The 25,898-nt window shown below is 66.9% G+C and carries 17 protein-coding genes; 4 read left to right on the top strand and 13 right to left on the bottom strand.

Annotated features, from left to right (window positions below):
• Nucleotides 1-28: 28 nt before the first annotated feature.
• From LQ953_RS10240 to LQ953_RS10185, 12 genes are all read right to left on the bottom strand, one after another.
• On the bottom strand, nucleotides 29-1,060 hold the full coding sequence (locus LQ953_RS10240; protein WP_231030698.1) for a spore coat protein U domain-containing protein: 1,032 nt from the start codon (nucleotides 1,058-1,060) through the stop codon (nucleotides 29-31).
• Between the two features lie 43 nt (nucleotides 1,061-1,103).
• Complete coding sequence (locus LQ953_RS10235; RefSeq protein WP_231030696.1) at nucleotides 1,104-1,622, bottom strand: MarR family transcriptional regulator; 519 nt, start codon at nucleotides 1,620-1,622, stop codon at nucleotides 1,104-1,106.
• A gap of 159 nt (nucleotides 1,623-1,781) precedes the next feature.
• Nucleotides 1,782-6,791 (bottom strand): DUF11 domain-containing protein, encoded by a 5,010-nt coding sequence (locus LQ953_RS10230; RefSeq protein WP_231030694.1) that lies wholly within the window; start codon nucleotides 6,789-6,791, stop codon nucleotides 1,782-1,784.
• 75 nt (nucleotides 6,792-6,866) lie between these two features.
• The gene (locus tag LQ953_RS10225; protein WP_231030693.1) at nucleotides 6,867-7,964 is read right to left on the bottom strand and encodes a DUF11 domain-containing protein; all 1,098 of its coding nucleotides are present in this window, start codon (nucleotides 7,962-7,964) and stop codon (nucleotides 6,867-6,869) included.
• 36 nt (nucleotides 7,965-8,000) lie between these two features.
• Nucleotides 8,001-8,459 carry a DUF11 domain-containing protein gene (locus LQ953_RS10220; protein WP_231030691.1) on the bottom strand — a complete coding sequence of 153 codons (459 nt, stop codon included), beginning with the start codon at nucleotides 8,457-8,459 and terminating at the stop codon, nucleotides 8,001-8,003.
• 11 nt (nucleotides 8,460-8,470) lie between these two features.
• Nucleotides 8,471-9,439 (bottom strand): DUF11 domain-containing protein, encoded by a 969-nt coding sequence (locus LQ953_RS10215; protein ID WP_231030690.1) that lies wholly within the window; start codon nucleotides 9,437-9,439, stop codon nucleotides 8,471-8,473.
• An 86-nt stretch (nucleotides 9,440-9,525) separates the two neighbouring features.
• Nucleotides 9,526-10,851, bottom strand: coding sequence for a methyl-accepting chemotaxis protein (locus tag LQ953_RS10210; protein ID WP_231030688.1), 1,326 nt, complete (start codon nucleotides 10,849-10,851; stop codon nucleotides 9,526-9,528).
• Nucleotides 10,852-11,302: 451 nt separating this feature from the next.
• Entirely contained in the window at nucleotides 11,303-12,880 is a 1,578-nt protein-coding gene (locus LQ953_RS10205; protein WP_231030686.1) for a methyl-accepting chemotaxis protein, read from the bottom strand.
• Nucleotides 12,877-13,197 (bottom strand): hypothetical protein, encoded by a 321-nt coding sequence (locus tag LQ953_RS10200; protein WP_231030684.1) that lies wholly within the window; start codon nucleotides 13,195-13,197, stop codon nucleotides 12,877-12,879. Before LQ953_RS10200 ends, LQ953_RS10205 begins: the two co-directional genes overlap by 4 nt.
• A gap of 152 nt (nucleotides 13,198-13,349) precedes the next feature.
• Nucleotides 13,350-14,030, bottom strand: a complete 681-nt coding sequence (locus LQ953_RS10195) for an ABC transporter ATP-binding protein (protein ID WP_231030683.1) — start codon at nucleotides 14,028-14,030, stop codon at nucleotides 13,350-13,352.
• The gene (locus tag LQ953_RS10190) at nucleotides 14,027-15,229 is read right to left on the bottom strand and encodes an ABC transporter permease (protein ID WP_231030681.1); all 1,203 of its coding nucleotides are present in this window, start codon (nucleotides 15,227-15,229) and stop codon (nucleotides 14,027-14,029) included. The genes LQ953_RS10195 and LQ953_RS10190 overlap by 4 nt, the downstream gene beginning before the upstream one ends.
• Before the next feature lie 3 nt (nucleotides 15,230-15,232).
• Nucleotides 15,233-16,282: an efflux RND transporter periplasmic adaptor subunit gene (locus LQ953_RS10185; RefSeq protein ID WP_231030680.1), complete on the bottom strand. Its 1,050-nt coding sequence runs from the start codon at nucleotides 16,280-16,282 to the stop codon at nucleotides 15,233-15,235.
• Between the two features lie 164 nt (nucleotides 16,283-16,446).
• Between LQ953_RS10185 and LQ953_RS10180 the strand changes: the two genes are divergently transcribed.
• Nucleotides 16,447-17,799 carry an MFS transporter gene (locus tag LQ953_RS10180; RefSeq protein WP_231030677.1) on the top strand — a complete coding sequence of 451 codons (1,353 nt, stop codon included), beginning with the start codon at nucleotides 16,447-16,449 and terminating at the stop codon, nucleotides 17,797-17,799.
• 39 nt (nucleotides 17,800-17,838) lie between these two features.
• On the opposite strand, the gene bglX is transcribed toward LQ953_RS10180, so the two are convergent.
• Nucleotides 17,839-20,124, bottom strand: a complete 2,286-nt coding sequence (gene bglX, locus LQ953_RS10175; protein ID WP_231030676.1) for a beta-glucosidase BglX — start codon at nucleotides 20,122-20,124, stop codon at nucleotides 17,839-17,841.
• Nucleotides 20,125-20,317: 193 nt separating this feature from the next.
• Here bglX and LQ953_RS10170 point away from each other — a divergent pair, with 193 nt between their 5' ends.
• The 3 genes from LQ953_RS10170 (at nucleotide 20,318) to LQ953_RS10160 (ending at nucleotide 25,783) form a co-directional block, all read left to right on the top strand.
• Nucleotides 20,318-21,331 carry a LacI family DNA-binding transcriptional regulator gene (locus LQ953_RS10170; RefSeq protein ID WP_231030674.1) on the top strand — a complete coding sequence of 338 codons (1,014 nt, stop codon included), beginning with the start codon at nucleotides 20,318-20,320 and terminating at the stop codon, nucleotides 21,329-21,331.
• Nucleotides 21,328-24,279, top strand: a complete 2,952-nt coding sequence (locus LQ953_RS10165) for a TonB-dependent receptor (RefSeq protein WP_231030672.1) — start codon at nucleotides 21,328-21,330, stop codon at nucleotides 24,277-24,279. Before LQ953_RS10170 ends, LQ953_RS10165 begins: the two co-directional genes overlap by 4 nt.
• Nucleotides 24,280-24,340: 61 nt before the next feature.
• On the top strand, nucleotides 24,341-25,783 hold the full coding sequence (locus LQ953_RS10160) for a glucoamylase family protein (protein ID WP_231030670.1): 1,443 nt from the start codon (nucleotides 24,341-24,343) through the stop codon (nucleotides 25,781-25,783).
• Nucleotides 25,784-25,898 lie beyond the last annotated feature (115 nt).

The following is a 25,898-nucleotide window of genomic DNA, read 5'->3' as shown; positions in this document are numbered from 1 at the left end:
GGCTGCTCTGAAGGTCAGCCTACAGACGCTATTTGATCACGTAAGGCAGCGTCACGCTGAACGAAGATCTGGGCGCGAATGTGCCGCGGGGTTTTAGGCGGATCTTGGTGACCATGGACTGCGAGGCGGCGTCGCCTGGCGTGGGCACGTAGGCCCAGCCCACTCCGGCGCTGAAGAAATCCACATCGTCGCTCATGTCACCGGGGCCGACATAGCTGAAGGCCAGGTTCGAGGCAGTCGCGCCGTCTGCGAACCTGATTGCGCTGCCGCTGCTTGCCCCGTCACCTTCCAGTGCGACCGCCGTGCCCGCCTGCACCGGAAGTTCGATCCGCACCGTGTTCGGGTCTGCCGGGATGATGTCGGGGTTGGTCACGACGATCGTGATGCGCTGCTTCGCGCCGACGATCGCCTTGGGGTTGGTGGTCTGGGTGACGGGGTCCCAGGTGGTGATCGAACTTATCGCGACGGTCAGTGGCTTGGGCGCAACGGTGACGGTGAAGGCGATGTTGGCGCTTTGCGTGCCTTCGGTGCGCGTGCCCAGGGTGCAGCTGTTACCCACCCATACGCCCGAGCAGAACTTCCACGCCCAGGTGACCCGGAAGGCGCCCTGATAGACGCCGGGCATCAGCGCGGTCGTGCTGGTCGGCTTGATGTAGAGCGGGATGCTGCTGGGGCTGTTGCCCAGCAGACCGAGCAGGTCGATCACTTGTGGGTTGAGGAAGTTCACGGCCACATTCTCGGCGAACACCGTCTGGCTCGTGGCGCTGGGATAGACCTGGAACGCCCCGTCGGGCTTGTTCGCCGATGTGAGCTTGAAGCTGTTGGTGTTGCTGATCGTCGCCGTCAGCACGTTGCCGCCGAGCACGGACAGCACGGTGCCGCTGCAATCGATCCCGCCGGACTTGCCGACCCGCGTGACGGCAAGGTCCTTGATCGCGCCGGGAGAATAGCTGCCCAGGTCCGAGGTCGGGGGCGACGCAACGGTGCATGCCGAAGCCGGCATTGCCCAAAGAGCGAGGACGAGCGACAGCAGCCCCAGGCGCTGGAAAAGGGCGATCACAGGCAGAGCTCCCGGAGAGGCGCCCCGCCGCGGCGCATGCAGGTTATTGGCCGGCGGGCTGGCGCAGATGCGTGAAATAGGCGTCTACGGTATTCGTTCCGATTTCCGTCAGCGAGACAAAGGTGCGGCGCTGATCGCGCTCGCAGCGGCGGCGGCTGATCCAGCCGCGCGAGAACAACACGTCCAGCCAACGATTGGTGGTGGCAGGCGACGTGTTCGCAAAGCTGCCAAGGTCGCCAACCGTGCGCTCGACGCCATCGAGATGCGCCTCGTAGAGGTGAAGCAGGATATCCCAGGCCGGATCGGAGAACCAGTTCTCCGGCATGAACTGCGCCCGTGCCTGGCGGCCTTGGATAACCGTTGCGACGCTGGCGCGGTGAGTCATTGCGTCCTTCGCCCGGAGCATCTGTTCCAGACTGCCCTCGGATAAGGCGCGCACGGCCTCGTCGCAAGTCTGCTGCGTTTCGAGGACGCGCGACGTCAGCGCCGGCAGCATCGCATGCAATTGCATGAGACGCTGCGCCAGCACGCCGGAATTCATGTCCAGATCGACCTGACTCATCTTGCCTCACGGTATCGACTTGGCCGCTTCCTTGCACCCCTGCCCGGAAGTATGGCCATTCATCGCCGTGACTTGACGCGATATTTGCGCAGTTCACAATCAGGTAAAAACCCTTATTACTGCAAGTTCCTGTAGTGTTGATGGAGTCATCCGCGGCGATCACTTGCGACCTCCTGCAAACATGTCTCGAATGTTTCCAAGAATAGAGCGGTCGAACTTGGCACGTAGAGTCACGTAGGCCCCGTGCCGCGTGTAACGGTCTTCCTCGAAGTCGCGGTCGCGATAGCCGGCGACGTTATAGCCTGCGCCGACCCACAGGTCCTTGCCGGGTGACACGCCGACCGTGGGGCCGAACGAGAAGGCCGCGGTGCCTTCGGTCCAGCTGTGCTGGACGCTGCCCTGCAAGCCGATGTCGAGATTGCGGCGGATGTCCTTGCGGATCTCCAAACCGACTACGTCGATGAACCCATCCAGCGTCTCGTTGGCATAGCGGCCGCGGACATACTTCGCGCCGTAATAGAGGCTCGCCTCGATCCCGTGCGCGCCGCCCTCGTCGCCCGAGCGATAGCTCACGGCCAGGCTGTTGATCGCACGGAAAGTGGCGAGCGTGCCCTGGGCGAAGGTCGGCACGTCGAGCACGTTGTTGCTGGTGACGCCCTGGTCGGCGCTTTCGTTGCGCAGCGTGACGCGTTCCAGCAGTGACCAGCGGCTGTCGATCGGGCGCAGCGCCAACGCGAGATCGCCGGTGACCGACGAGACCGAGCGGCCGCGTTGGTCGGTGGTGCGATAGGCGCGCAGCGATGAGGCCAGCGTCTTGCCCTCGCCCAGCGGGCGCAGCAGGTTGCTTGTGAAGCCCAGACGCTTCGACACCTCGGACGTGCGGTATTCGGCGCGGCCGTTCCACGACCAGCTCTCGCTGCGATAGCCGGCACCCGCGGTGAGTGCGATGAAGTCGCCTTCGCGGACTTCCTGGCCCAGGATCGAGCTGCCGATCACCGGACGCGCCAGGGTGGTGTCGGGCACCTGACCCGAAACGGTGCGGGCACCGTCCAGCGTGGCGTCGATCGTCCAGTGCTTGCCAAGGGGAAGCGACTGGGCGAGGCCGTACTGCGCAAAGGCGCGGGTGCCGTTCTCGCCGCTGCCGGTCCGGGTCGCCTGGTTGTTGATCGTGGAGAGCAGGCGGGCCCCCGTCCAGGGCGATACCTCGAAGCCGACCCGGGCGTTGTGCGCCGTGTAATCCTGGCCCTGCGCGACTTCGTAGCCGCCGATCAGGCGCACGCCCGGGCGCACGCGCCAGCTCGCAGTGAGCTGCTGGCGGGCAGGGAAGTCCGTGCTGTCATTCTGGCCGCCCAGTGCGAGCTGTGCCTGGCCGGTGAGCTCGAGCTTGTTGTCGAGCAGCGACTGGGTGCCGCCCAGCGTGAGCAGGGTCGACTTGTGATCCTCGCCATCGGCAGTGCGGTCGCCCGCGAGCTGCGCGCCGGCGAACAACATGCTGGAGTCGCGGCGATATTCGATGCGAGCCTCGCCTGCGATGCGACTGGCGTTGCTGGTGAGGTCGTCCTGGTGCCACGCCGAGACGACGGTCGACAGGCCGTTGCCGAGCTGGACGCGCGCGTCGCCGCCGACCTTCTGCGTGCCGGCCTCGCCGCCATTCTGCTGGCCGACGCCGAAGCCGACATCCTGCCGTCGGGCATAGGCGAGCACATCGACTCCGTTCCCGTGATGCTCGACCTCGGCCAGCATGGCCTGTGCCGAGCGGATGCCGTCGCGGCCACCTGTGGCGACTTCAGCGCGGATCTCGACATTGTCGATCGGCTTGGCGCGCAGGTCGATGCCGGCAACGGTCGCGTTCGACTGCGCTTCGTCGTGAAGCACGCTGGCGCCGACTTCGACCCTGCCATCGGCAAGCTTGACCGCACCGCGGCCGCCCGCCGCCAGCTTCTTGCCACGGCCCAGCGTTTCATAGTCGACGACGATGTAGACCGGGTTCAGATCAGCGTCGCGGCTGAGGATCGGCTGGCGGAAGGTGAGGGTGCCCGACAGCGGATCGATGTCATAGTCGATGTGGCGGGTGAGCGACTGGCTGTCGACGATCCGGTCCGAGCGCAGGCGGTCGCGGGTCTCGATCAGCACCTTGTCGCTGTTCGGCACGATATCGCGGGCGCTAAGTCGGTACGGGCCCGACAGGCCGTTGCCGCGGATCTCGTCACGGCCATAGCGGTCCTCGTCATGCGCGGCGAAGGCGCTGAACATCACCGTGTTGCCGGCGGCTTCGGCCTTCACGCCGTTCAGCGTGCGGCTGTAGCGAGTCAGCTGCGTGTCGACGAGGCCGCTCTCAAAGTCGCCGAACAGCGCATAGAATGCCTTGCGCTCAAGCCGCAGGTACAGCTTGCCGCTGGTCGGGGCGTCATAGGCCTGGGCGCTGTTGTCGCCGTACACGGTGTAATAGCGGTTCGGGTCGATCGTGCCGAGCAGGCCGCGATCGGCGTCATAGGCGCGGTCGCTGTCATAGGCCATGGTCATCAGCCACGAACCCTTGATGCGGCCCTTGGCATAGAGCGCGATCTGGCCGTCGCTGGTCAGGCGGTTGCGGTCGCCGCGCGCCAGGCCGCGGCTCTTGGAGCGCAGCATGTCGAAGCCGGCGGTGCCGCGCGCGAAGCCGACCACCATCCAGTCGCGCGCCGGGGCGGCGAGGAATGCCTTGATGTCGCTGATCTTGGTCAGGCCCTCATCGGCCAGCTTGATCGTGATGTGCGCGGTGCCCGCGTGGGTGGTGGGCTGGAGCGCGACAAAGGCGATGCCGTCGTCACCGATCACCCGCGCAGTGGCCTCGGCACGGTTCATGCCGGCAAGCGCGCGGCCCTGCTGTGCTTCGGTTTCCTGCGCGGCGCTATAGGGCTGGTCGACGCGGAAGGGGACCAGCGTGCCGGCGCGCACGGGGCGGCCGTCGCGGTCGGTGACGCGGATCGCCACCAGCGGGCGGGTGAGGCCATCCGCGACGAGGCGCGACTTGCCGGCGGCGTGCTCGGCGTGGAGCGGCACGTTGCCGTAATGGACCGTGCGGTGGAGCGTGGTGACGAGCTTGCCATCGGCATCGAGCACGCGCGCCTGGAGGCGGTTGTCGCGCTCGTCGAGCGGAATACCGGTCCAGCGCGAGATCGCGACGCCGCGTGCGGCATCGGCATCGCTGCCGTCGAAGCTCAGCGTGTCGACCGGCTTGCCGTTGACGGTGAGCGCGACGCGCTGACCGGGGGCGTGACGGATCACGACGCGGACGGCGGGCGAGCGCGGGTTGTGGTCGACCTGCGGGAACAGCCAGTCGGTGCCCGGCGTCGCCTGGTCCAGCCAGTCGCTGCGGTTGCCCGCGGCGGCGGCATCGTCGGCAGCGGTGATCGGCAGGGCATCGGCAGCCTCAGCCTTCACGCCGGTGGGCACCAGCTGGAAGTCGGCACGCTGAAGGCTGCCGCCGCTGCCCTCGACGAAGCGCGAGATGTCGCTGCCGGCGCTGCGGGTGTCGGTGTCGCAGGTGGCGGGCTTGTGCGTCGCCGGAATGCTGGCGGTGTCGAGCTGGACGACATGGGTGCCCGGGCGGACGCCCTCGAAATGGTACAGACCATCGGCGTCGGTGACGGTGAAGCTTCCGTCCTCGAGCACGATGCGGATGCCCCGCACGCCCTTGCGCCCACGCAGCGGATCGCCGCAGCCGCCTTCGGTCACGCGGCCGGTGAGCGTCATTGCGTCGGTCATCAGCAGCGGGCGGATGCGCACGGAGGCACTCGCTTCATTGCCGCGGCCGGCCATGGTGCGGGCGACCGCACGGTTCACTGCCTCGCCCTGACGCGCGCCGGGGGTGACCGACAGGACATAGCTGATCGCCGCCGCCGCCTTGCCGCCCATGCGCGGCAGGGTGAAGCTTAGGGTGCGGCCATCGGCGGAGAGCACGGGCTCGGGTGCGCCGCGGGTGGTACCGGCGCGGTAGCGCAGGCCAGAGGGAAGCGTGTCGTCGATCCGCACTTCGCTGATGGTAGGAGCGTCGAGATTGTTGCTGACGTCCAGACGGTACTGGATGAACTCACCAGGCGACGCTTCGCGCACCGAAGCGGTCTTCTGCAGCACCGGATTGCCGACCAAGCTCCCGGCGCTTGCCGTGGAATCGAGCGGAATGTCGATATAGACTGGGTTGGGATCGACCAGATCGAAGGTGCCGCCATAGGACGCATCGCTGATGCGGAACAGCCCGGGAGGACCGCTGAGCTTGCCAACGACATCGGGCGTCACGATCGAAGGACCGCGATACCCTGCGGGCGGCGTGAACTTCAGGCGATAGGTGCCCTTGGGCGCCAGGGGAAAGCGATAGTTCCCCTTCGAGAACTTGTAGACCTCACCGCTCGCATCGGTGGCGCTGGTTCCCGACACGACCGTGTTGGGATATTCGCTGACGCCATCATCGCCGAACACATGCTCGGCCGGCTTGCCGGTGGCTTCGTCGATCATCGTCACGATGACGCCGTCGATCAACTCGCCGGTGAGCGAGTCGAAGAAATAGCCTTCCGGATCGACCAGGATGAAGGCATCGGAGGTGAAGCTGTCTTCGCTTCCGCTGAACGAAATGCGAATTCTGCCTTTCGCACGCGCTGGAATGTCGCAGGCGCGGTTCGACACGTTCGTTCCAGAAGCCGGGATGGCGCCTGCAAAGATGCCGGTGTTCTCGCCCGTCTCGGTCAACGCCACCTTGATCTGCTCGGAGTCAGACGCGGCGTCGACTAGTGCGACTTCCCGCTTCGTAGGGTCGTGGTTTTCACCGTCAGCGTCGAGTTCCATGATGAACTCCTGCCCTTGCTCGACCGCCACGAGGGGTGACGAGGCGGCGAGCTGGGCAGGCGAGACAAGGCCTGGGGTGAATTGGAGAAACGGGTCGGTCTGACAGGCCATGTTGGCCGAGTAGGTGTAGCCGGGCGGGGTTTCGCGAAAACGCATCTGCGTCGGGCGCTTCGCGCGATCGAGCGTCACGGTATTGGACGCGATCTGCTGCGGGCCGGCGGCGCTTTGAAAATTGAGGGTGGCAGTGTTGCGAATCGTCTGCGCCCCCGCTGTCGGGATCGACAGCGCGGCGATGGCTAGGGCCAGGGCGCGGCCAAAGGCGCGCGAAGGGGCAGGGGTTCGCAGCATGCAGGTTCCCATTCCGGCACGCAGGGGTTTCCTGCGTGCCGGTGGTGGAGGGGGGTAGTTGAAAGACGCGGGCGCTTAGTTGACGGTCACGCGGAACGCGACCGACATGGACGTGCCCGCTGCCACCGTCGGCAGCATCGCCCGCACGGTCGTGCCGTCGAACGAACCGCCATAAAGGTCGGTCTCGTCAGCGCCGGTGTTGTTGTCGTCTTCCGAGGTGCCGAGCAGAATGCAGGCGCCGAGCAAGCCCGATGTGCCGACGGCGATCGAGCCGGGCACGAACGTGCTGTTGGCCGGGACAGCGTCGGCCAGTGCGATATTGCTGGCGGCGCCTGGACCGGCGTTGTTCACGCGCATGCAGTACTCGATCACTGCGCCGGGGATCGGATGCGGGTTGACCAGCAGGTTGACTGGATCGCTGATCGTAGTCGCGCTCTTCACCAGCGACATGACGGCAGTGGAAATCCGGAACGAGTCGAACGCGCGCTGCTGGCCGTTGCGCAGGCTGTCGAGCAGGCCCGTGTCGTCGGCGAACACCGTTTCCACCGTGGTGGGCGAGTCAGCGACCAGCGTGGAACTGGCTGTCACATCGGCGCCGAGCGTGCCGCGATTGCCGCCGGTGGCGACGATGGCGTTCAGCGAGACGATGGCGGTGTCCGCACCCGGCTGGTTGGGCGTGTCGCCAACGATGAAGACGGTGACCACGCCTTCGGGCGCGAGTTCGTCGATGAAGGTCGCAGTGTCGACGCCGGCTTCATAGGTGCCGTTGCCGTTGCTGTCGACGAACGCCCGCAGGTTGTTCATGTCGAAATTATCGGTGCCGAGCAGGGGAATCGACACGAGCTGCTGGTCCGCCTGAAGACGGAAATCCTGCACCGCGTTGGTGAGGTTGGTGACGGTGAAGGTCGTCACCTGATCGCTGGCGTTGATCGACGTCTGCGTCGGCGCGCCGCCGACTTCGGCCACGGTCAAGTTGACCTTCTTATCGACCACGAAGCTGGCGACGTTCGACGACACCGATGCCGATGCGCCGCCGACTTCGTAAGTGACAGTCGCCTGGTTGTTGACGCTAGTGCCGGCGGCGGTCTGCTGTGCCTGAGCGGCATTGGCGGTGATGCTGGCGGCAAATACGACGCCGCCGAGCAGGGTGGTGCGCAAGTTAGGCTTATACATGACGAACGGGACTTTCTTCGTTGCTGGTTAGGGAAATCACTTGAGGACGGCGCGGAAGGCGACCGACCCCCGGGCACCGGGCGCGACCGGCTGGGCGATGCGCCAGCGGACCACGCGGACATCAGCGGCAACGGCGGGACGAACCGCACCGCGATCGCGGACCTTGAGCGTCGAGAGCGGACCAAAGGTGGTGCCGTCGACGGACAGTTCCGGCGCGAGGGAACCCTCGGCCGGGCTGACATATTGCATCGCCGCCGGAACCGGATTGGCGATCACGAGACCGCCAGCGGCTTGCTTGCCGTTGTTGCGGTATTCGATCTGATAAACGACCCGGTCGCCCGGCGTGACGCGGCCGGCGGGGACGAGGCTGACGCGTGTGGTGCCGTCAGCGGCGGCGGCGCGCTTTTCGGCGAGCACCGTGGACTGAATTTCGACCGGACCGGCGATAGCCGGGGCCGCGGCGACCAAGCCGACAAGCAACAGGGACATGCGCATGGAACTACTCCTCACTGGATCGTGACCTTGAATTGGATGGTGCGGGTCTGCGGGGTGGCGATGTCGCCAAGGGCGACGGCAATCCGCGTGCCGTCGAAGCTGCCGGCGTCGCCGTCAGACGCGTCGCTGAGCGCGGCGCCATCAAGGGTCAGGCTGCCGGGAACAAAGGCAGTGCCGGCCGGGATCGGATCCACAACCGAAGCACCGCGGGCAGTGCCGCCGCCGTTGAACTTGGCGGCGAGCGAATAGGTGATGATCGAGCCGCGCATGCCCGTGGTCGCGCCCGTCGACTCCAGCGTCTGCGACTTGACCAGCGTCGCTTCAGGCGAGGCGCCGCGCGCCAGCGCGAACCGGATCGTCGCCTCGGCCGTCGTTGGGCCGACTATCGCATCGGTGCTGCCGTCGCCGCGTCCGGGATAGATGGTGCCGGGGGCGCCCGATCCGGTCTGCGCGCGTGAGAAGATGCTGAGCGCAGCGTTCGCCGGCACGCTCTGCAGCGGCGCCAGCACGGCGAGCAGCCGGATCGCTTCGCCCGGCGCAAGGACCGGCGTGAGGGCGGTGCCGAGCACCGTCTCGCCAGCGTCGAACACGCCGTTGCCGTTGCCATCGATCGCGAAGCCGACCACGGTGCCCGCAACGCCCTCAAGCGTGGCGGCAAGTACGAAGCGCTCAACGCCATTGCCAGCGTTGGTGATGACGAAGGGTGCTGCAAAACCGGCACCTTCAACCGCGATCGCGTTCGTCGATGCCAGCAGGGTGATGCCGAGCAGTTCGTCGATCCGCAGCGTTGCGGCGTTGGAAGCAATCCGTGCCGGACCGCTGTCCATGATCGCGTCGGCGACCGCGACGTTGACGATGGGCGTGCCCGCCCGCTGCTGGGCGAGCGCGGGGGGGGCTCCCGCCAGCACGGCGCAAACGGCGGCGCGCAGCAGCGGGCAGCTGCTACGAGTGCGCTGCGAAGTCCGTGCGTTGGAGATCATGAAGCAAGCCTGTGGTTGGGACGCGGGGGGCCATTCGTGTGAAGCGGAAGCTTCACACGGGGCATTTTCGAGCCGAGAGTTGGGGATCAGTGGAGGGCGTAGGCCCGCGTCGGAGCGGGACGCGCCTGCCAGGCAGGCGCGTGATCGCCGCCGGTTCTGAAGCGCTGCGACTGGCGGGTAAGCGTCGCAATCTCAGCGTCTAGGTTGCGCGCCGCGGCTGACGTTTCCTCGACCATCGCCGCGTTCTGTTGGGTCGAATGATCCATGGTCGAAACGGCTTGGCTGACCTGGCTGATCGCAAGCGCCTGCGCCCGGTTGTCGGTAGCCATGGTGCTGAGCAGCGCATGGACTTCGTCCACGTCGCTCGAAATGGCGGCGAGCGCGCCGTCCACCTTTTCGACCATGCCGACGGCGGTCACGACTTCGCTTTGGGTGACGGTGAGCTGGTCCCGCGCGCGCTTGGCCTCTTCCTCGGCGCGCATCGCGAGGGCAGAGACGAGGTCGGCGACGACCGCGAAGCCCCGGCCCGCCTCACCGGCGCGCCCAGCCTCCACCGCCGCGTTCATCGCGAGAACGCGGGTCTGGAAGGCGATCTTGTCGAGCCCCTCGATCACGCTGTCGATGCCCTTGGCGCTTTCGCTGACGCGGTGCATCGCCTGGACCGCCTCGGCAGTGACGGTGCGGCCGGCACCCACTGAAGTGATGGCACCATCTGCGCGCTCGACGGTACGGGTTGCGGCGGCGGCGGTGGTCTTCAGCCGCCCGTCGATCTGGGCGATCGCGGCGGAGGTCTGCTCAAGGCTCGCGGCATTGGCTTCGGTGCGCCGGGCAAGCGATTCCGACGCTTGCGCGATCTCGCTCGAGCCGTTGCGGATCGTTCCCGCGCTTGCCGTCACCGAACCGATGAGGGTGCGCAGGCTCGACACCGCTTCGTTGAAGTTCAGCTTCAGCTCGGCATACTCGGCCGGGTACTCCGCCGTGATCTCCGCGGTCAGGTTGCCGGCTGCGAGCTCCTTCAGGTTGGCGCCCATGCCGCAGACCAGCGCGCCATGCTTCTGCGCTTCGGCGTTGAGGGCGATCTGCACCTTGGCGGCATCGCGGAAGGCGAACATCGCCTTGGTCATGCGGCCGACACAGTCGCTATGCTCGGTATGAGCGATCGGGCTGTCGAGGTCACCGGCGGCCAGTGCCTCCATGCGCAGCACGGTGCTGACATACGGGTCGGCGATTGCGCGGCGGAACATGAAGCCCAGCACCGCGGCAACACCCGCGGCGCCGAAGCCCAGCCATTGCACGCTCGAGGGTGCGATTAACCAGGCCGCGACTGGCTGCACCGCAACCAGCGCGAACAGGATGCCGAACGCGATCAGCAGCTTCAATCGGATCGGCGCGTCAGCCACGAACCAGGACATGCTTTCACTCGCAAAAAACTGAGGTCCAACCCCGGGATGGGGAGGATCTTCACTCAGATTTTTAGATCAGGCGAAGAAGCTGCATCGCCGATATTGCGCCCAGTGTGATGCCTATTTGCTTTCACGATCGGAGGACTGTCGTTTCACGCTGGCGTGACGGCCCTCAACCGCGGCCCAACGGACCGCGGCTGTGAAGATATTGGTTCTGAAAGCAGAAGGAGGTCGTATCGACCGTCACCCCTTGGAGCACCCCTCCCTGCAAGGGAGGGGGCTAGGGTGGTGCGAGTGCAGCGAGCCCGACGCTAGGCTCGGAAGGGAGCGCTAAGCGCAGCCGAGTGCGGCATAGTCGCCCACTTGAGCGAAATAGTGGTGGTCAGCATCTACGGTAACGGGTGCAAGCAAGTGGCCGAGTGACAGGAGAATCAGACCTCCGGCCAAGCCAGTGCTCGAATTAGGCGATTGCGAACGCGTCCGCTGCAAACCGCTCGCGTCGCCGCCCCTTGGTGGAAGCCAGGCGAGAAGCTTCTTCTTCTACCGCAAACTGGCGCGCCTGCACGGTCAGCTCGCTCACCTGGTGCGCCAGGTTGCGGGCAGCGGCGGAGGTTTCCTCGACCATGGCGGCATTCTGCTGGGTCGCGCGGTCCATAGAATTGATGGCGGTACTGATCTCGGTGATCGCCGAGGCCTGACCCTTGTTGTCGCTCGCGATGTTGCGCAGCAAGGCGTGAACCTCTGTCACGTCGGTGTCGATCTCGGCCAGCGCGCCGTCGACCTTGCCGACCATCTCCACCGCAACCGCGATCTCGCTCTGGGTGGTGGTCAGTTGTTCGCGGGCGCGCTGCGCTTCTTCCTCGGCGCGCATCGCCAGCGAAGCCACCAGATCCGCGACGACGGCAAAGCCGCGCCCAGCCTCTCCGGCGCGGCCTGATTCAACCGCTGCATTCATGGCAAGCACGCGCGTCTGGAAGGCGATCTTGTCTAGCCCCTCGATCACGTCGTCGATCTTCTTGGCGCTGTCCGACACGCTGCTCATCGCGCGGGCGGCGCCGCTCGCGATCGAGCGGCCATTGCCGACCATGGTGAGCGTCCGGTCGGCGCGCTGCACGGTGGCTTCCGCGGCGCTGGCGCCCTTGCGCAGCCGGCCGTCCATCTCGCCGATCGCCGCCGTGCTCATTTGGAGGTCGCTCGCATTCGCCTCAGTACGGCGGGCCAGGTCCTCGGACGCCTGGGCGATCTCGCGTGAGCCCGCATCGATCGTCGCGGCAGTGTGCGTGAGCATGCGGATCAGGTCGGAAAGCGACGTGACCGCGCCATTGAAGTCGCTGCGCAGCTTCTCAAAGGCCGGAGGAAAGGCAACATCGATCGGCCGCGTCAGATCGCCCTCGGCTAGCCGGGTGAGGCCGCATTCCAGGTTGGCGATCACGGTCTTGAGCTCTTCGGTGGTCCGCGTGCGTTCCGCATCGGTTTCGGCCTGAAGCGCCACGCGCTGGCGCTCGCCCGCTTCCATGGTGGCGATCAGGGACACCACGCCTTGCGCGATCCAGGCGAGCGTGCCGGCCTCTGCGAGGAGAATGACCGCATGCATGAGGATGCGCCCGAACGAGCCGCCGTTCAGGAACACCCAGTTCGGCATCGCTAGTCCGACGGTCAGATGGTGCACGGCGACCACCCCGGTGGCGAGCGCAATGGCGCGCCAGTCGCACAGGATCGTCACCATCGCGAGTGCGGCGAAGAAGACCAGGTGGAGGTCCGTCTGCCATGCCGTGCCCTCGAACACGAACAGCATGAGCGCGGGAAGCGCCACGATGCTGGCTGCGACCGAAAGGCGCGCGGTCTGATCGACGCGGCCGCCAAGGGCTGCCAGCACGGGATAGATCGTGAGGCCGATCGCCAGGGCAGCCGCGATCGTCGCGCCGTCGTGGCCGGTCACAACCCCGCCAATGACGGTGATCAGCGCAAGCAGCGCCGTGGTTGCGGAAAGAACCCGCACACCCATCAGGCGCAGCGTGTTCAAGTTCATGGCCGTCATTTCAACTCTCCACTCGATCCGCACCCGGCGAACCCTGCTCGTACGATAACCGCCCGGTTGCGCAGCGCCGCGGCCCATAAGGACGCCGAGGATGCTTCCACCACCAGGCTGCCCGGCACCGGACCTTGCCCGATCAGCCTCGCGCCCGACCGGGTTGCCCAGATGATGGCTGCCTCGGCCCCGGGGGCAACGGGCAGGATCATCATGGTTCCCTGGGCAGGGGGCAGGATCAGCGCGAACGGAACGATGGCGAGAAGCGCAAAGTGGAGCTTTGCGCTCCAGCGCCCGACGCGACCGTCTTGGAGGTAACGCTTCATGCCCGGTCGAACCCATCACTCTCTGATCGGCCGCCGCTCGGAAGCGAGCAGTGCCATCGGATATCCTCCTTTCCGTTATAGAAGGATAAGGTGACGTCTCTCGGGGGGTCAGGAATCGTACGGAGTGACCCGGCGGCTGCGGGGCTGCTTCGCTACACCAGGTGACCGTCGAGCAATTCCACCTGGCGGCGGCACCGCGCGGATATGTGTTCGTCGTGGGTCGAGATCAGGAAGCAGCACCCCGTTTCCGCGTTCATCCTGCTGATCAGGGTCATCACCTGGTCGGCGGACTGGCGGTCCAGGTTCCCGGTCGGCTCGTCGGCCAGGACCAGCTCGGGCTGGTTCATCAACGCCCGCGCCACCGCCACGCGCTGGCGCTGCCCGCCCGACATGGCCGCCGGGCGGTACCCCCTGCGGTCCGCAAGACCGACCGCGTCGAGCAGCTCGGCGGCACGCGATCGCATCGCCCCAGTCTCGCGCCCGGCACTGGCGGCGGCGGGCATCATCACATTCTCGAGCGCGGTAAGGTCGGGGAGCAGATGATGGAACTGGAAGACGAAGCCGATATGCTCGTTGCGAAAGCGCGTCCGCTCGGTGTCGCTGGCCGCGGCAAGATCGACGCCCAGCATCTCGTGCGTGCCGCCGCTGGGCTTCAGCAGGGTGCCCAATATGGTCAGCAACGTGCTCTTGCCCGATCCCGACGGCCCGAGCAGCGCGGCCAGTTCGCCGGGCCGGAAGTCCAGGTCGATCCCGTGGAGTACGGTGGCGCTCGCCTCGCCTTCGCCAAAGGTCTTGGTCAAGTTGCGGACGGTAAGGAGCGCTTCCTGGCTCATTGTCCGATCGCCTCCACGGGATCGATCCCCGCCGCGCGCCGCGCCGGAAGGATCGAGGCGAGCGCCGCAGCGCCGGTGGTCAGCAGCACGGCGAGCAGGAACTGCCCCTGGCCGGTATCGATCGGCAGCCCGCCCTGTGCGACCTCGCTGACCGGCGGGAACGGCGCCAGCGCGGCCCAGGCGAGCAGCGCACCGCCGATCGCCCCGGTGGCCCCGATCAGCGTTCCCTCAAGCACGAAGACGGTCGTCACCAGGCCTTTGCTCGCTCCCATCGCCCGTAGGATGCCGATCTCGGCCCGCCGCCGCACGATCGAGAGCAGCATCGCGCTGGAGATGCCGACGATGATGGTGATCAGGGCAAAGACCTTGATGATCGTGCCCGTGCGCCCCTGCGCGTCCAGCGCATCGAAGAGTTGTGCATTCTCCTGCGTCCAAGGCGTCACCTTTAGCCCCGTCGCCCGGCGCAGCGTCTCGGCGATTGCGGGGGCGTCGTTGACCGGCTCGACCTTCACTTCGATGCGCGAGACGCCCGTGGGCAGATCGAACAGCGCGCGTGCCGCGGTGAAGTTCATGTAGACCGCCTGGCGGTCCGCGCTGGCGATACCCAGGGCAAAGATCCCACCGATCCTGAAGCTGCGCTCGCGCCCACGGTCCGACACCACCCGCAGCACCTGACCCACGCGCACGCCCAGCTCCTCGGCCAGTGTCCGTCCGATCAGGATACCGTCGGCGGGCAACTGCGCCTCGCCACTGACTAGCGCGGCTTCAATATCGGCAATCACCGACGGCTTGCCGGGGGTGACGCCCGTCACCCCCACGGGTGCGACGGCCTGGCCGCGCTCGATGAATGCGCTCCCACGGATTTGCGGCGACACGCCGGTGACGCCCTGGGTCTGTTCGATCACGGGCACGAAGGGCTGCCACACGGCAATCTGTTCGCGGCGGCTGAGGTCCTTCTGGACCACCGTCTGCTGGGTACCGGGCACCGGCAGGACGCGGGGGTCACGATCGCGCATCTCGATGGTGATGTGCGGGATGCTGCCCACCGTGCGCTGGGTGAGCAGGGTCGCAAGGCCGCCGATCAATGCGCTCATGAAGATGAACACCGTCACCCCCAGCGCCACGCCCACCGCAAGCAACGCCGACTGCCCGGGGCTGGACAGCAAGTGGCGCACCGCCAATTTGGTGGCATAGCGCATCGTTCAGCTGCGCGAGCGGACGCGGGTTCCAGGCGTGGCCGCTTGCGGATCGGCCAGCACGCGCGCGCCCGGCTCCAGCCCCTGGGTCACCGTCACGCTCTCCGCCGGCCAGTCGATAAAGCGGATGCTGCGTTCGGCCACTTTCCCATCGGCGTCGACCACGCGCACGCTGGGATTGCTGTCGGGCCGCAGGATCGCGCTGCGCGGGATACTGATCGCCGCGACCTCGCGCTCGATGATGAGGTTGACCGAAATGGTCAGCCCCGACGGCAGCCCGTCGAGCGGCTGCGACGCGCGCAGGCGAACCTCGCGCGCGCCGGTCGAGGGATCCACCCGAGGCTCGACATGCACCACCGTCGCGCGCAGCGGCTGCGAGCGGCCGGGCAGGGCGATCCGTGCCTCGCCCCCGACCGCAATCGCGGCGGCATAGGTTTCGTCGACCTCCGCCGCGATCTCCGGCGCCGACAGGTCCGCCAGGCGATACAGAACCGTGCTCACCCCGATCGTCTGCCCCGGATCCACAGGCCGCTCAAGGATCACCCCGGCAAAGGGCGCGCGTACCGCGTAGCGCTGCTGCACTTCGCGCGCCTGGACCACCACGGCCCGGCGGCGGTTGAGCTCCTGAACACCCTGGTCGACCGCCAGCCGCGCTTCTTCGCGGCGCTGGCGCGTCACGAACTCGCCAAGCGCGACATATCGGGCAAGATCGCGCCGCGCCTGGGCGAGGACCGCCTCCTGCGCAGACACTGCGGCCACCGCCTCGGCAATCGCCGCGCGCTGCGGCGCATCGTCGACCCGGGCCAGCAACTCGCCCGCACGCACCCGTGCGCCTACGTCGAAGGGCAGGGCAGTGAGCGTCCCCGCAACCGGTGCCTGCACCTCCACCGACAGCCGCGGCCGGACCGTCCCGTTGACGGCCAGCATCCGCACCGCGGGCGCGCGCTTCACCTCGATGATCTGGACGGCGACGGCACGGGGCCAGAACAGCCATGCCGCCAGTGAGATCACCCCCAGCAGCACCGCGCCGATCAGCGCAACCCTACGCACCTTCATCTACCGCCGAACCCCTCTCGCATCCTTTTGGGTCCATGTACGGGAGCAACTCCCGAACCGCCCGTCCGGACCGGCATCTGCAACGAATGGCAGCTTCCGGGAATAGCAGCAACCCGTGGCCATCCCCGCTTCAGTTCGGCCTGCTTAGCCGCTAGACAACCGCCGTGACCGTATCCGGTGAGCAATCCACCAGCAGATCCAGCCTCTGGCGGCTGGTGCTCTTCGCGTCGGGCGACTTCGCGTTCAACCTGTACTGGCAGAGCGTCATGCTCTTCCTCCTGTTCTACTATACCGAGGCGCTGGGGCTGCCGGTCGGCTGGGCGGCGGCGACCTACATGGCCGCGCTGGTCTGGGACGGACTGGTGAGCCTCGCCGTCGGTGTGCTGGCTGACCGGCATCGGGAACAGGGCTATCGCCGCTATCTGAGCCTTGGCGCAATCCCACTGGGGCTCTGCTTCGTGCTAGCCTATCTCCCACCGATAGGCAGTGGCAGCTGGGCGCCTGCCATCGTGTTCGTCACGCACCTGCTGTTCCGGACCGCCTACGCGGCCGTCAACGTGCCCTATCTGGCGATGACCGCGCGGGTCAGTTCCCACGCTGGCGACCGCGCGCTCGTGGCCGGGCTGCGCATGCTGTTCGGCACGGCGGCGATGGTGACGGTAAGTCTGGGAACCGTGTCGCTCGGCCGCTGGCTGACCGGCGGCACCGGAGCGAGCGCCTATTTCGCGGCGGCCGCGGTGTTCGGGGCGGTTGGATCGCTTATCCTGTTGCTGGTCGCCTGGCTGGTGCCCGAGCGCGAGGCACCCGCCGCACAAGCGCCGGTCTCGCTCCGCGCCGCGCTCACGGCTCTCGCCGCCAACCGCGCCTTTGTGACGCTGAACGCGGCAATGGCGGCGATCACCATCGCCTCGACCTTTCTGTCCAAGTCGGTGCTCTATTACTACAAGTACGAACTCAGCAACGAAGAGGCCGGGCAAGTGGCACTGGCGGCAATGGGGCTGATCGGCGCGGCGGCGGTGCCGGTATGGACGATCATCTGCCGCAAGGCGGGCGGGCGCGTGACCTGGTTCCTCGCCGCAGCCCCGGCGGTGCTGCTGCTGGGCTTGTTCGCACTGGTGGCGGTGCGGGACATCGGCACCATGCGACTGTTCCTGGTGGCGATCCAGCTGCTGCTGACCGGCGTGCACATCGTGTTCTGGGCCATGCTGCCCAACACGGTCGAGTGGGGCGAGCGAGCGACCGGCGCGCGGCTGGAAGGCGCCGTGTTCGGGCTGGCGGCATTGCTGCAAAGAACCGCCATCGGCGCGGCGACCGGCCTGTTCGGCCTCACGCTCGGGGTGATCGGTTATGAGGCGAACCTCCGGCAGTCCGCGGAAGCGCTGGAAGGATTGCGGCTGGCGATCGCGTTCGTGCCGCTGGCCTGCGTCGCGCTGTCCATCGTCCTGATGATGGCGAACCCGCTGCGCCGCCGGGCCCATGCCGAGATCGTCGCGGAGCTGGCGCAGCGGAGGCGGTAAAGGCCCCCGCTGCGCACGGCCCGCTCCCGTCAGGCGTGCTTACGTACGGGTGAGCTCGAAGCGCCCGGCCAACCCCTCAGCCTCGGCGGAGGGGGCTATCCAAAGGTCGAACGTGCCGGGCTCGGTCGTCCAGCGATTGTCCTGACCTACGAACCTCAGGTCCGAAGCCCGGATGGTAAAGTCCACCTGCCGCGTCTCGCCGGGCTTGAGCGCGATCTTCTGGAACGCCTTCAGCTCGCGGACGGGGCGCGTGATGCTGGCCGTACGGTCGCGCACGTACAGCTGAACCACTTCCTCGCACGCGCGGCTGCCGGTGTTGCGTACCGTCGCACGCACGTTGAGCGCGCCGTTCCAGCCAAGAACCGGATCGTGGCGGAGATCGGCATAGTCCACTTGGCCGTAGGTAAGGCCATGTCCGAAGGGATACAGCGCCGAATTGGGCACGCCGCGATAGTGGGTCTTGTATTCCTGAAGCGCGCCTTCGGGGTTCGGGCGGCCGGTGGATTTGTGGTTATAGTAGTAGGGGACCTGCCCGGCCGCACGCGGGAAGCTGACCGGCAGGCGGCCCGAGGGGCTGTAGGCGCCGTACAGCACGTCCGCCAGCGCCGGCCCGGTCTCGGTGCCCAGGAACCAGCTGACCAGGATTGCCGGCGCAGCCGCCACGGCGCCTTCCAGCGCAAGCGCGCGGCCGTTCTTGAGCAGCACGACGATCGGCTTGCCCGTGGCGGCGACAGCCTCGGCCAGCGCCATCTGCGGCGCGGGCACGACGATGTCGGTCACCGACTGCGCTTCGCCGGACATGCGCGTGCCTTCGCCGATCGCGAGCACCACCACGTCAGCAGCCCTCGCCGCGGCAACTGCGGCGTCGATCCCACCGGCAAGCGGCTCCTCCACGCCTGAACCCGCAGCAATGGTGATCAGCGCCGGATCGGTCGCGGCGGCGCGCATGCCAGTCGCCAGGTCCACCGCCTGCTTGTCGTCGCCATAGACGCACCACGGGCCGACCAAGTCATGCTGTCCGGCGGCGAAGGGGCCGATCAGCGCGATCTTCTGGTTCTTCCTGAGCGGGAGGAGATTGCCGTCATTCTTGAGCAGCACCACCGATCGGCGGGCGGCCTCGCGCGCCAGTGCGCGGTGCGGCTTGGACAGCACCAGCGTCTTTTCACGCCGGGGATCGATGCGGCGGAAGGGATCGTCGAAGAGCCCAAGCTGCGCCTTCACCGCCAGCACGCGGCGAACCGCCTGGTCCAGCCGCGCCAGGGGCACCTCGCCAGCCTGCACCAACGCGGGCAGGTGCTTCATGTAGAGGCCGCTCTGCATGCACATGTCGACCCCCGCCAGGAACGCCAGGCGCGCGGCATCGCGGCCGTCCTTGGCATAGCCATGTGCGATCAGTTCCTCGTCACCGGTGTAATCGGACACGACCAGCCCGCCGAACTCCCATTCGCCGTGCAGGATGTCGTCGAGCAGCCATTTGTTGGCGGTCGCGGGAACGCCCGACAGTTCGTTGAACGAAGCCATGGCCGACAGCGCGCCCGCGCCGAACGCAGCCCGGAAAGGCGGGAAATACACTTCCCGCAGCGTGCGCTCGGAAATGTCGACGCTGTTATAGTCCAGCCCGGCTTCGGCAGCGCCATAGGCGACGAAATGCTTCGCGCAGGCGAGCACGGCGTCGCGGTCGGTCAGGCGCTTGCCCTGGAAGCCGCGCACCCGCGCGGCGGCGAAAAGGTTGCCAAGGTGCACGTCTTCGCCAGCACCCTCTACGCCGCGACCCCAGCGCGCGTCGCGGGCGATGTCGACCATCGGCGCAAAGGTCCAGTCGATGCCGGCCGCCGCTGCTTCGACGGCGGCTATATGGGCGGTGCGCTCGGCAAGCTCGGGCTCCCAACTCGCGGCCTCGCCCAGCGGCACCGGGAAGACGGTACGGTGGCCGTGGATGATGTCGGCGGCGAAGATCAGCGGAACCTTAAGCCGCGACTCCTCCATCGCGACCTTCTGCATCCGGCGCGACATCTCAGCGCCGTTGCCGTTGAAGACGCCGGTGAGTTGCCCGGCGCGAACCTGTTGCAGCTGCTCTTCGAAGCTCGCGCCGGCTGACGGCGGATTGAGTGCGGTTGCGGCGGAGCCGGCCCATGCCGCGGCGTTCAAGGTCAGCTGACCCGCCTTTTCCTCCACGGTCATCCGCGCGATCAGCGCGTCGACAAAGGCAGGAATCCGCTGCGTGTCGGCTGCCTGGATGAGCGCGCGTGCCGGGCTCGCTGCCCAGGCAGCGACCGCACCGGCGCCCAACAGCGCCGCGCGCCGCGAGATCCGTGCATCCACCATGATATTCTCCTCCTAGAACCTTTTTCCGCCTGCGACCGAAGCGGCTGGGGCCCGCAAGCAAATTTCGCTTGGGTCCTTCGATGTAACCGGTTACATAGTATGGCGCACCGTGAGCAACGCAACCGGTTTCATCAGGTGCAACCACATTTAGCCAAAGCGCGGGCACATGCGCGGGCAGGGAGAACGAGTTTCCATGGCGCAAGCCACCATTCGCGATGTCGCACGGGAGGCGGAGGTTTCCGTCGCCTCGGTGTCGCGCGCGCTGAACGGTGCGGAGAACATCCGTGCCGATACGCGCGCCCGCGTCGTCGCGGCTGCCGAAAAGCTCGGCTATGTTCCCCATGCCGGTGCCCGCAGCCTCAGCATGGCGCGCGCGCACGCCATCGGCGTCGTTCTGCCCGACCTGCATGGCGAGTTCTTTTCCGAAATCGTGCGCGGCATGGACAAGGAAGCCAGCGCACGCGGCTTTCACTTGCTCCTGTCCAACATGCATGCCGACCTGAACGACGCCGTCCATGCGCTGCGCGCGATGCGCGGCCGGGTCGACGGACTGGTGGTGATGGCGCCGCATCTCGATGCCGCGGAACTGATGCGCAACATGCCGCAGAACGTGCCGGCAGTGCTGGTGAACTGCCGCGCCGACCAGGGCACGCCCGCGCTGTTGGTCGACAATGTCGGCGGGGCGGACACCATGGTTCGCCATTTGCTGGCGACCGGGCGGCGCGCGATCGCGCATGTGACCGGTCCCTCCGGCAACCTTGATGCCGAGGAACGCTTGGCGGGGTTCCGGCTGTCGATGCGGCGGCACGCGGGCGTGGACGATCCGCTGGTGCTGCCGGGCGACTTCAGCGAAGAAGCCGGTGCCGCGGCGGCCCGGGCGCTGATCGCTGGCGGCCAGCGCGTCGACGCCATCTTTGCCGCCAACGACATGATGGCGATCGGCTGCATGCTGGCCCTGCGCGAGGCGGGGGTGTCGGTGCCCGAACAGATCGCCGTCGCCGGCTTCGACGACATTCCGGTCGCCCGATACCTCCATCTGACCACGATGCGCGTGCCCATTGCTGGCATCGGCGCCCTCGCGGTCACCAGGCTCACCGACCAGCTTAGCGGACGGGGCAACCCCGCCGCGACCGAACTGCACGCGCCCGAGCTCGAGGTGCGCGCCACCACCACTGCACATAAAAAAGAAGAAGGGACCAGAACATGATCGCAAAGGGAAGGGCACTGCGCGCCTATCTGGCCGCAGCCACGATGTTGAGCGCTGGGGCCGTGGTGCTGCCGGCGCCGGCAAGCGCACAGGTCACCACGTCGCAGCTGCGCGGCCAGGTGGTGAACGCCGACGGCACGCCGGCCGCCGGCGCGACGCTCACCGCGCGCAGCACCGCCACCAATCAGACCAGCCGTGGAACCACGCAGGCAGACGGCAGCTACACGCTCTCGGGCCTGCGCGCCGGCGAATATGAAGTCATCGCCACCCTGAACGGCGAAACCGCCAGCCAGGTGATCCGCATCGGCGTGGCCCAGTCCGCCTCGCTCGACCTGACCATCGGGGCGGCAGCGCAAGTGGCAGCCGAAGAGACCGCCGGCGGCGACGAAGTCGTGATCACCGGTTCGCGTCTGCGCGAAACCCGCACCAGCGAAGTCGCGACCAACGTCAGCCAGGAGCAGATCCGCACCCTGCCACAGACCGACCGCAACTTCCTCTCCTTCGCCGCACTCGCGCCGGGCGTCCGCTACAATGACAGCGAGACCGACAAGGGCATCCAGTCCGGCGCCTCGACCGCCAGCCAGGTGAATGTGTTCATCGACGGCGTCAGCCTGAAGAACAAGCTGCGCGAAGGCGGCATCGCCGGCCAGCAGAACAGCCGCGGAAACCCCTTCGGCCAGCTCGCCGTCCAGGAATTCCGCGTCCTGACCCAGAACTACAAGGCCGAATATGAGCAGGCCGGCTCGGCCATCATCACTGCCATCACCAAGTCGGGCACCAACGAGTTCCACGGCGAGGTCTTCGGCCAGTACACCGACAAGGGCCTGACCCAGAAGGGGTATTTCGACAAGCGCGAGAACCGGCCCGAGCCGGCTTTCGAGCGCAAGCAGTACGGCGTCTCGCTCGGCGGCCCGATCGTCAAGGACAAGCTGTTCTTCTTCGCCGCCTATGAAGGCAACGACCAGAACCGCGCGTTCAACGTCGACAGCACTGGCTCGGCCGCGGCCGTCAGCGAGTTTGAGCAGTTCTCCGGCCGCCGCCTCGCCGATTTCGAAGGCGCATTCGTCAGCCCGTTCCGCGGCGACTTCTACTTCGGCAAGCTGACGCTCACCCCCGATGATCGCCAGACCTTCGACCTGTCCTTCAGCCGCCGCGAAGAAACCGACATCCAGGGTTTCGGCGGCAATACCTCGTACGAGGCTGCCGAGAACAAGATCAACCGCGTCGACACCTATCTGTTCAAATGGACCTATAGCGGCGACAACTTCACCAACGAGTTCAACGCCAACTATCTCGACTACACGTTCAACCCGACGTCGCTGAACCCGAACCTTCCCACCTTCGATTATGACTCGGTCATCATCTTCGGCGGCAAGGATTCGACCCGGCGCGAGGTCCAAAAGGGCCACACGCTGCGCAATGACTTCACCTATACCGGCTTCGACGGCCACGCGATCAAGGTCGGCGGTCGCGTCGAGGTGACCGACATCGAGTTCGCCAACCAGGCATACATCCAGCCGCGCTTCACCTTCCGCCGCGAGCCGCAGAACAACCTCAACTTCGCCTTCCCGGCAGAAGCGCGTCTCGGCCTCGGCAACGGCCTGATCCAGGGTTCCAACACCCAGGTCGGCCTGTATGTGCAGGACGACTGGGACATCACCAGCCGGTTGCAGCTGAACCTTGGCGTCCGCTGGGACTACGAGACCAACGGCTTCAACAACGATTACCGCACGCCCGCCAATGCCGCGGCGGCGCTGCGCTCGCTGCCCGCCACCGATTACTTCAACCCCGAAGACTACATCTCGGACGGCAACAATCGGCAGCCGTTCGGCGGCGCCATCGCCCCGCGCTTCGGCTTCTCCTGGGATCTGGCCGGCAACCGTTCCACCGTGCTCTTCGGCGGCTTCGGGCGCTATTATGACCGCAACAGCTTCAACAACACGGTCGACGAGCTGTCGCGCACGATCAATCCGATCGGCGTGTTCCGCTTCTCGCCCGACGGCGCGCCGCGCGGCGGGCTGCCGACGGTCGCCTGGAACAACAGCTATCTGAGCCGCGAGGGGCTGCTTGCCCTGCGCGCCAGCTCGCAAAGCGCCGGCCTGCCGGAACTGTTCGCGGTAAAGAACAACGCGCGCCCGCCGGTGAACGACCAGATCAGCCTGGGCGTGCGCCAGCAGATCGGCGTGTTCCAGGCCTCGGTCACCGGCTCCTATCAGCGCGGCCGCAACGGCTATACCAACCTGTTCGCTACCCGGAACAACAACGGGCTGGGCACGTGCTGCAACACCGCACCCCTCGCGCCCTTCGGCTATGCGAACGCGCTGATCGGCTATGACGGGCTCGATACCCGGTACAAGGCGCTCTTCGTCACGCTGGACAAGAACTATACCGAAGCCTCGGGCTGGGGCCTGAACATCGCCTACACGCTCTCCAAGGGCGAGCAGAATGGCGGCGACCTGTTCAGCCTCGATGCAGTGACGCCGGACGATTATGGCTGGCGTCCCCGCAGCGGCGACGAGCGGCACCGGCTGGTGATCTCGGGCATCGTCGACTTGCCGCTGGGCTTCCAGTTCTCGACGTTGACGACGCTCGGCAGCGGCCAGGCCTTCCGCGTCACCGATGGCACCAACGGCGCGGACTCCGGCTTCAACAGCTTCTCGGCGCGCTATCCGGCGAAGAACTGCATCGAGGGGCTGTTCGCCTTCTGCGAAGTCAACATGACCCTCGCCAAGAACTTCGAAGTGTTCGGCGGTGACCGCGTCCAGGCTGCGGTCGACGTGCTCAACGTGTTCAACAACAAGAACTTCGAAGGGTTCGACGAGTTCTTCAACAACACCATCAACCCGGCAACGGGTGCCGTGACCGATCCGCTCGACCCAGCCGAGATCGGGCGCAACACCATCACCCTGCCGCGCCGTATCCAGTTCCGGCTGGGCTACCGCTTCTAACCAGACCCTCCCCTGGGCGGGGCCGCTCCCCTTGGCGGTCTCGCCTCCTTTTTGGAGATTGATGTTGATCACGCGCCGTTCGCTTCTCGCCTGCACCTCCCTTCTGGTTGCCGGCGGCGCGGCCGGTGCCTGCACCCGTCCGGGCGTGCTTCCGGCGGTACCGGCGCCCAGTTCCGCCCCCGGGCTGATCGACGACGTGTCGGAGCGGACGTTCCGCTTCTTCTGGGAAACCACCAATCCGGCAAACGGGCTGGCGCCCGATCGCTGGCCCAGTGCCGGCTTTTGCAGCATCGCGGCGGTCGGCTTTGCGCTCACTGCCTATCCGATCGGCGTCGAACGCGGCTGGGTGAGCCATCAGGCCGCCGTACAGCGTACACTGACCACCCTGCGCTTCTTCTGGAACGCGCCCCAGGGCCCCAGCGCCTCTGGCACCACCGGGCATAAGGGGTTCTTCTACCACTTTCTCGACATGCAGCAGGGGCTGCGCTTCGGGCGGACCGAGCTGTCCTCCGTCGACACCTGCCTGTTGCTGGGCGGCATCCTGTTCGCCGCCGAATTCTTCGACGGAACCGCCGCGGCGGAGCGCGAGATCCGCGACCTGGCCAGGAAGATCTACAACCGCGTCGACTGGCGCTGGATGCAGGCCCGAGCGCCCCTGGTGTCGATGGGCTGGCACCCGGAAAGCGGCTTCATCCCGTCCGACTGGAAGGGCTATAACGAGGCGATGCTCGTCTATGTGCTGGGCCTAGGCGCACCCGACCCGGCCCGTCGCCTCAGCCGCGACGCCTGGCAGGCCTGGACCGCCACCTATCCCCATAGCTGGCGCGGCGAGGGGCAGGGGAGGCACTTGGCCTTCGGACCGCACTTCGGACACCAGTACAGCCATGTCTGGGTCGACTTTCGCGGCGTTCGCGACGCCACCATGCGCGCCGAAGGCTTCGATTATTTCGAGAACAGCCGCCGCGCCACCTACGCCCAGCGGGATTATGCGATCCGCAACCCTGAAGGGTGGAAGGGCTATGCCGCCGACATCTGGGGCCTGACCGCCTGTGACGGCCCGCTCGGCGGCACGCACCAGGTGAACGGAAAGCCGCGCCAGTTCCGCACCTATTCCGCACGCGGCCCGCTGGGCATGCCCGACGAGTTCGACGACGGCACCCTGGCGCCTACCGCCGCGCTCGGCTCAATCGCCTTTGCCCCGGAAATCGTGATCCCCTGCGCCCAGGCCATGCATGTGCGCTACGGAGGCAGGCTGTATGGGAAATACGGCTTCCTCGACAGCTTCAACCCGACGCTAGCTGGCGCGGGCCTGAAGGTCGAAAAGGGGATGGTCGATCCCGAACTCGGCTGGTTCAACGACGAATATCTCGGCATCGATCAGGGCCCCATCCTGGCGATGATCGCCAACCACCAGGCCGATTTCGTCTGGGGCTATATGCGCAACGCCCGCCCCATCCGCGACGGCCTGCTCCGCGCCGGCTTCAGCGGCGGATGGCTGGCCTGAGGTAGCCGCCACCTAGAACTCCTCTCCCTGAGAGGTCATCTTAATCGAACCTCCCCGGAACGGGGAGGTACTAGGCTGTGTCCACATTCTCCCTCTCAACTCCCCTCCCTGCAAG

The organism is Sphingomonas sp. IC-56 (assembly GCF_021043375.1).
Taxonomy (GTDB): domain Bacteria; phylum Pseudomonadota; class Alphaproteobacteria; order Sphingomonadales; family Sphingomonadaceae; genus Sphingomonas.
Note: the sequence above shows the minus strand (reverse complement) of the source record. Positions and strands in the feature narration are given on the sequence as shown.